The 7,364-nt window shown below is 73.1% G+C and carries 7 protein-coding genes; 1 reads left to right on the top strand and 6 read right to left on the bottom strand.

Features of this window, described 5'->3' with window-relative positions; translation table 11 throughout:
* Positions 1-169: 169 nt before the first annotated feature.
* The 3 genes from WJX68_RS25135 to WJX68_RS25125 all read right to left on the bottom strand — a co-directional run bounded on the left by WJX68_RS25135 (position 170) and on the right by WJX68_RS25125 (position 3,645).
* Positions 170-1,639, bottom strand: a complete 1,470-nt coding sequence (locus WJX68_RS25135) for a carboxyl transferase domain-containing protein (RefSeq protein WP_340295467.1) — start codon at positions 1,637-1,639, stop codon at positions 170-172.
* Complete coding sequence (locus tag WJX68_RS25130) at positions 1,636-2,823, bottom strand: CaiB/BaiF CoA transferase family protein (protein WP_340295465.1); 1,188 nt, start codon at positions 2,821-2,823, stop codon at positions 1,636-1,638. The genes WJX68_RS25135 and WJX68_RS25130 overlap by 4 nt, the downstream gene beginning before the upstream one ends.
* 120 nt (positions 2,824-2,943) lie before the next feature.
* Positions 2,944-3,645, bottom strand: a complete 702-nt coding sequence (locus WJX68_RS25125) for a FadR/GntR family transcriptional regulator (protein ID WP_340295463.1) — start codon at positions 3,643-3,645, stop codon at positions 2,944-2,946.
* Between the two features lie 117 nt (positions 3,646-3,762).
* Between WJX68_RS25125 and WJX68_RS25120 the strand changes: the two genes are divergently transcribed.
* Positions 3,763-5,133, top strand: a complete 1,371-nt coding sequence (locus WJX68_RS25120) for an SLC13 family permease (protein ID WP_340295461.1) — start codon at positions 3,763-3,765, stop codon at positions 5,131-5,133.
* A gap of 268 nt (positions 5,134-5,401) precedes the next feature.
* On the opposite strand, the gene paaE is transcribed toward WJX68_RS25120, so the two are convergent.
* The 3 genes from paaE to WJX68_RS25105 all read right to left on the bottom strand — a co-directional run.
* Complete coding sequence (paaE, locus tag WJX68_RS25115; protein ID WP_340295459.1) at positions 5,402-6,508, bottom strand: 1,2-phenylacetyl-CoA epoxidase subunit PaaE; 1,107 nt, start codon at positions 6,506-6,508, stop codon at positions 5,402-5,404.
* A gap of 72 nt (positions 6,509-6,580) precedes the next feature.
* Positions 6,581-7,111, bottom strand: coding sequence for a 1,2-phenylacetyl-CoA epoxidase subunit PaaD (gene paaD / locus WJX68_RS25110; RefSeq protein WP_340295457.1), 531 nt, complete (start codon positions 7,109-7,111; stop codon positions 6,581-6,583).
* The coding region (locus WJX68_RS25105; protein WP_340295455.1) for a Phenylacetic acid catabolic protein at positions 7,105-7,364 on the bottom strand (260 nt) is incomplete at its 5' end. The genes paaD and WJX68_RS25105, both read right to left, overlap by 7 nt.

Raw genomic sequence — 7,364 nt, 5'->3', positions numbered from 1 at the left:
CCTAGCCCGTCGGATCCCGCCCCGACGGCTCGATGTCGGGGCGGCGCGGGTCGCCTGGACACCAGGGTGGACACCCGGCGGACCATCGTGGCCAGGGAGGGCCTCGTGGCCGCGACCGGCCGGCCACGACCGGGGCCGGGACCGACCGGGGCCGCGCGCGGGACCGGCGTCATCGCGGACTCCGGCCGGACAGTGGTCCGGCGGCGATCCCGAGTTCCGAGACGATGCCGTGCGCCAGCCGGGCGAGGTACGTCTCCGGCTCGTCCGCGGCGTCGGGGAGCTCCTCGACGATGCGGTGGACCGCGCCGGCGGCGACCAGATCGGTGCTGCGGACGCACTGGCCCGCGACGACCTCGGCAGCGCGGTCGGTGGTGCCGTGGACGATGGCACTCGCGCCCTCGGGCGGGAGCGGGGTCAGCCACGCGTTGCGGGCTGCGATCCGTCGCCGTGCACCGAAGAGGGCCAGCGCGGCGCCGCCGGCCCCCTGCCCGGCGAGGACCGACACGCTCGGCACCTCCAGCGCCGTCAGGTCGACCAGGCACCGGGCGATCTCGCCCGCCAGTGCGCCCTCCTCCGCCTCGGCGCTCAGCTCGCCGCCTGCGGTGTCGATGAACGTGACCAGGGGCAGGCCGAGCTCCTCGGCCAGGGCGAACCCACGACGGGCGACGCGCAGGTCCGCCGGTCCGGGCAGCCGGTCCGCGGCACGGTCCTGACCCACCAGCACGCAGGCGACGCCGTCGATCCGGGCCAGCACGAGGACCGTGGCCGCGGCCGCCTCGCCCGTTCCGGTGCCGCTCAGCTCGATGACGTCACGGGCCGCGATGCGGAGCAGATCGCGCGCCCCGGGCCGGTCGGGCCGGCGGGTCGCGCGGATCGAACTCCAGGCATCGGGGGCGGCGGGCGGCCGGGCCGTCTCCGCGGGAGCGGGTGCCACCGCGGCCCGCGACGGTCCGCGAGCCGTCACCGCCAGCAACCGGTCCAGCAGCCCGGCGAGTTCCGCAGGTCCCATGACGGCGTCGATGACGCCCCGGGCGCGGAGGTTCTCCGCCGTCTGGACACCGGACGGGAACCGGTGGCCGTACAGCGACCGGTAGACCTTGGGCCCGAGGAACCCCACCAGCGCACCCGGTTCCGCGGTGGTGACCGAGCCCAGCGACCCCCACGACGCCAGCGCCCCACCGGTGGTCGGATGACGCAGGTGGACCGCCACCGGGTGCCCCGCCCGCCGGTGCGCGGCCACCCGGTCGGCGATGGTGATCATTTCGAGGAACGCCGGGGTTCCTTCCTGCATCCTGGTCCCACCCGAGGCGGGGGAGAGCAGCAGTGGCAGCCCGCACGCGGTAGCGCGCTCGACCGCGGCGACCAGACGGCGGGCCGCCGTGGTGCCGACCGACCCGCCGAGGAAGGCGAACTCACTGACGGCGACGGCGATCCGACGCCCCCCGATCCGCCCCTCGCCCGTGACCAGGGACTCGTCGGTCCCGGCAGCCACCGCAGCGGCGGCGAGTTCACGGCGGTAACCGGCCGGAGCGCCGTCGGGGGCGGCGGCGGGGGAATCCCAGGTCCGGAACGATCCTGCGTCGAGGACGGCCGCGAGCAGATCGGACGACCCCGTCGCGGCCCGGGCGGGGGCGCTCACCGAGGACCGCCGGCGAGCTCCGCGCGCACGGCCGCACCGTGCTGGTCGAGCACGGGCGCCGCCGTGTGACCGGTGGGGGTGTCCTCGCCACCCGCCGGGTCGAAGAAGCGCAGCGGAGGGCCGGGAACGGTGAGGCGACCGAGGGTTGCATGATCCACCTCGACCAGCAGCCCCTGGCTGCGGGTCTGCTCCCAGTCGTAGACCTCGTCGATGCCGCGGATCCGACCGGCCGGAACGCCGGCGCGGGACAGCCGTTGCAGGACGACCTCGGCGGTGTCGCCCGCGAACGCCTTCTCGACCGTGTCGAGCACCAGGTCCGGATGGCCGACACGCTCGGGGTTGGTGCGCATCCCCTCGGCGTCGGGGTCGAGGTCGAACTCGGCGCAGAGCCGGGCCCAGAGCCCCTCCGAGCCGCACGACAGCTGCACGGCGCCCTCGCCGCAGCGGAACATGCCGTAGGGCGAGATCGACGGGTGATGGTTGCCCCGCGCAGCGCCGACCGCACCGGCGACGGTCCACGCCGTGCCCTGGAACCCGTGGACGCCGACCACGGCCGAGAGCAGCGACGAGCGCACCACCCGGCCCCTCCCGGTCCGCGCACGCTCGTGCAGGGCGGCCAGGACGCCGTAGGCGCCGTACATGCCGGCGAGGATGTCGGCGATGGGCACACCGACCCGCTGCGGGTCGCCGGGGCCGGAGCCGGTCACCGACATGAGCCCGGCCTCACCCTGGGCGATCTGGTCGTAGCCCGAACGGTGCGCCTCGGGTCCGTCGTGCCCGAACCCGGTGATGGACAGCACGACCAGGCGCGGATTGAGGGCGAACAGCTCGTCGGTGCCGAAACCGAGCCGGTCGAGCACGCCGACCCGGAAGTTCTCCACCAGGACGTCGGCCCGGACGACGAGCTCGCGCAGGACCGCCCGGCCGTCGTCGGACTTCAGGTCCAGCGCGACGGATTCCTTGTTCCGGTTGGCGGACAGGAAGTATGTGGACTCCTGCGCGCCGGGTTCACCGACGAAGGGCGGCCCCCAGCCCCGGGTGTCGTCACCGGAGGACGGGTTCTCGATCTTGATCACCCGCGCACCGAGGTCGCCGAGCATCATCGTCGCGTGCGGGCCGGCCAGGGCACGGCTCAGATCGACGACCAGGATGTCGCCGAGGGGGCCGGTGAGCGGGTGGGACATGGCGCTCCCTACAGGTCTGCTCGGGTCGGCAACGCCGCCGAGTCACGTGGCTGAGTGGACAGTCCAACGGCACTGGACTATCCACTCAGCCAATGTAGGTGTCAACCCACCGGGTACGGCTCACCCGTCGTCGCGCAGGAGCGCGACGTCGGAGACCGCGGCGATGTGCTCACCCATCGCGGCCGAGGCCGACGCGGCGTCGCCGGCCCGGATGGCGTCGACGACACGGCGGTGCGCCGCCAACGAGTCGGCCGGCCGGCCCGGCTGACTCAGCGACTCGATCCGGGACTCGCGGACCAGCTCCGAGATCTCCTCCATCAGGCTGCCCAGCAGCCCGGAGTGGGCCGCGGCGGTGACCGCTGCGTGGAACATCTCGTCGCCGTGCACCCCGCGCCCGCCTCGGGAGATGTCGTCGGACATCGCGGCCATCGCGGCCTCGATGCGCTCCAGATCCGCGTCGGTGCGCCGCTCCGCCGCCAGAGATGCGATCCGCACCTCGAGCGCCTCGCGCGCCTCGATCACCTCCCGCAGTCGGTGCCGGCGCTCGCGCAACACGCGCAGGACCTGACGATCAGCGGGAACCTGGCGGATGACGGCACCGTCACCGTGGCGGACGTCGATGACCCCCTGGACCTCCAGCGCCACCAGGGCCTGCACCACCGACGCCCGGGAGACCCCGAGCTGAGTGGCGAGCTCGCGTTCCGCCGGAAGGCGGTCCCCGGCGCCCAGGCGCTTCTCGATCATGTGATCGAGCAGGCGCTCGACGAGCTGCTCATACAAGCGCGGACGGGCGAGCGGTTGCAGCGCGGCGTCGTGCCCCACGGGATCTCCTCCGGTCGGTTGACACCAGGATAGCGGTGCTGGATAGTCCTCTGCGCCAGTGGCCAGTCCACTGCTCCAGTACGGCCTCCACGTCACCGTCGACCCTGGAAGGTCCCCATGCCCCCGGATCTGATCGCTCTGCTCGTCCTGGTCGGAGTGTTCCTCGTCGCCACTGTCCGCCCCGTCAACATGGGGGCGGTGGCCCTCGTGGCCGCGTTCGTGGTCGGCACGTTCGTGGTCGGCGAGTCGGCCGACGACATCGTCTCCGGCTTCCCCGGCGACCTGTTCGTCATCCTGGTCGGCGTCACCTACCTGTTCGCCATCGCGAAACGCAACGGCACGGTCGACTGGCTCGTCGCCCGCGCTGTGCGCCTGGTCGGCGGCCGCACCGCGCTCATCCCGTGGGTGATGTTCGTGGTCTGCGCCGCCATCACCGCGGCGGGCGCGGCGACCCCGGCCGCGGTCGCCATCATCGCGCCGGTCGCCCTCGGTTTCGCCCACCGCCACCGCATCTCCCCGATGCTGATGGGCATCATGGTGGTGCAGGGCGCCTCGGCCGGCAGCTTCTCCCCCATCGGAATCTTCGGCGGCATCGTCAACGGTGTCACCGCCCGCAACGGCATCACCACCGACCCGACAGTGCTCTTCCTCTCGACGTTCGGGTTCAACGCGGTCCTCGGCGTGGTCGCCTTCCTCGTATTCGGCGGGCTGCGGCTGGCGCGTGGCTCGGACAGCGCCGACCTCGACGAGATCAGCGGGACCGCGCTGGCCGCCTCGCGCACCGCGACGCACCGACCGGCCACCCCGCACTCGCTGGCCGGAACCGGTCCGACCGTCGCCGCCGCCACGGCCGCCACCGCCGCACCCGAGGCCCCGCCCGTCGCCCCGCCGCGACTGTCCGGCGAGGTCACCGCAACACTGGTCGGCCTGCTGTTCCTCGTCGTCGGTTCGCTATTGCTGGAGCTCAACGTCGGCTTCGTGGCCGTCAGCGTCGCGGTGGCGCTCACCCTGGCCTTCCCGCGCACCAGCAAGGACGCGGTCAACGAGGTCAGCTGGGGCACGGTCCTGCTGATCGGCGGGATCGTCACCTACATCGCGCTGCTCGAGCGCATGGGCACCATCGACTGGCTCGGCACCAGCGTCGCCGGGATCGGCGCACCCCTGCTGGCGGCCGTGCTCATCTGTCTGATCGCCGCCGTGGTGTCGGCGTTCGCCTCGACCACCGGCATCCTCGGTGCGCTCATCCCACTCGCCGTGCCGTTCTTGGCCACCGGCCAGGTGTGGGCGACGGGCCTGATCGCGGCGCTGGCGATCTCCGCCTCGGTGGTGGACTCCAGCCCGTTCTCGACCAACGGGGCGCTCGTCGTCGCCAACTCGCCCGAGGAGCGGCGCGACGGCGTGTTCCGCGGGCTGATGGTCTGGGGCATGTCGCTGGTCGTCCTGGCACCGCTGGTCAGCTGGGCTCTGCTCGTCCTGCCCACGGCATGACAGGTGCGGGCCGGCCACCGGCCCGCACCCCCGGCCGCGGCCGGCCCGGCGATCTCCGCCCGATGGGCCGGCCGAGAGGTCCCGTCGACGCAGCTCTCGCGCCGTACACACTCGACCTCACGAGCGTGATCAGGCGCCACCACCCGGATCCGAGGCCGAGCAACCGCACCCGTGCCTTCCGCCGCCACCACGGCTGCCGACCGTCGGCGATCCGCCCACGGGAAGGGTCCGGCCGGGCGGCCCCGTCCGGACCAGACCGGGTCCGGGCTCACGAGTCGAAGTCGACGACCGCTGTGTCGGAGACCGGGCGGGTCTGACAGGTCAGGACGAACCCGGCCGCCACCTCGTCCTCCTCCAGCGCGAAGTTGCGGGCCATGTCCACCTCCCCCTCGACGACCTTCGCCCGGCAGGTCCCACACACTCCGCCCTTGCACGCGAAGGGCAGGTCACCACGGACCTTCTGCGCGGCGTCGAGCAGGAACTCGTTGCGCGGCAGGTTCAGCGTGGTCTCGCGGCCGTTGAGCACGACGGTGACCTCGCTGCCGGTTCCGTCGCCTGCGGTGTCCTCGTCCGCGCGATGCGGCTCGGGCGGCGGCTCCCCCACGTAGAACAGCTCACGGTGGACCCGCTTGCGGTCCACCCCGAAATCGGCCAGGACCGACACCGCGTCCTCGGTCATGCCGAGCGGGCCGCACAGCCACCAGTGGTCGACGTCCTCGGTGTCGACGAGGCCACCGAGCAGCGCGCGCAGCCGCTCCGCGTCGAGGCGCCCGTTGAAGATGTCGGCCTCGGTGGGCTCCCGGGACAGCACGTTGAGCAGGTGCAGGCGGGGGCCGTGGGCGTTCTTGAGATCGGCGATCTCCTCGGTGAACATCACGGTGTCGGTGCGGCGGTTGCCGTAGACCAGGGTCACGTGGGTGTCGTCGTGGCCCTCCAGCAACGACGCGGCGATCGACAGCATCGGGGTGATGCCCGACCCGGCGGCGATCAGGCCGTGGTGGGTGCCCCCGTCGAGGTCCGGGGTGAAAGCCCCGGCCGGCGGACCGACCTCGACCTCGTCGCCCGCGCTCAGCCGCCGGACCAGCCACTCGGAGAACAGGCCTCCGTCGACGAGCCGGACCCCCACCCGCGGTGGTGTGCCCGCCGGTGCGCAGATCGAGTAGGAGCGCCGCTCCTCACCCTGTTCGGTGGTGGTGCGCAGGGTGAGGTACTGGCCGGGGCGGAAGGAGTAGTGGTCACGGAGCGCGGCGGGAATGTCGAAGGTGATCGCGACGGCGTCGTCGCAGAGCCGGTCCACGTCACTCACTTCGAGGCGGTGGAAGCCGTCGGGCAGGTCCGTGTCGGGGGCTGCGTCGTGCAGTTCGGTGCTGGTCATGGTTCGTCCTCCTCCGGCGCCGGAGCCGTCGCTCCGATGGCTCGTCTGGGACGGCGCGGACGGCGCCGCCCCTCAGATCTCCTTCATGTGCTCGAACGGTTCCCGGCAGACGGTGCATCGGCGCAGAGCGGTGCAGGCGGTCGGGCCGAACCTGGAGAACTCCTCGGTGGCCGGCGAGCCGCACTGCGGGCAGCGGACCGTCGACGACGGCGCCTCGAGCGTCAGCGGGATCGGTCCGTCGGGGCGGCGCGACGTGGCCCCCGGCGGGGCGATGCCGGCCTCGGCGAGCTTGCGCCGCCCGGCGTCGCTGATCCAGTCGGTGCTCCAGGCCGGGGCGAACACGGTGCGGACCTCGACCGGCCGGTAGCCGTCCGCGGTGAGCGCACGGGTGATGTCGGCGCACATCTCGTCGATGGCCGGGCAGCCGGAGTAGGTCGGGGTGATGGTCACCTCGACCGCGGTCCCCGACGACGTCGGGGTCTCGGTCACCGATCGGATGACACCCAGGTCGTCCAGGGTGAGCATCGGCATCTCGGGGTCGACGACCCGGTCCACGACGGCACGTGCACCCAGGGCAGCGCTCAGCTCTTCGTCGGTCACCACGTCGCCCCCGGGTGCTTGCGGGCCAGGCTCTGCATCACGACGAGGGCGTGCTCGAGCTTCTCGGAGTGCACGCCCTGGCGGCCGCCGCGCCCGCCGATCGTGCCGGTGGAGGGCACGTCGGGCAGTGTCAGGGTCGCCCGGTCGATCACCCGGGTGAGCACGTCCTCGACCTCCTCGCGGGTGTCGGCGGGGTCGACGGCGACCCCGGCGCCGGCCAGGCGGCGCTCCTGTTCGGTGGTCCGGAACAGCTCGG

The sequence above is a fragment of the Pseudonocardia spirodelae genome, assembly GCF_037727765.1.
Classification (GTDB): Bacteria; Actinomycetota; Actinomycetes; order Mycobacteriales; family Pseudonocardiaceae; genus Pseudonocardia; species Pseudonocardia spirodelae.
Note: the sequence above shows the minus strand (reverse complement) of the source record. Positions and strands in the feature narration are given on the sequence as shown.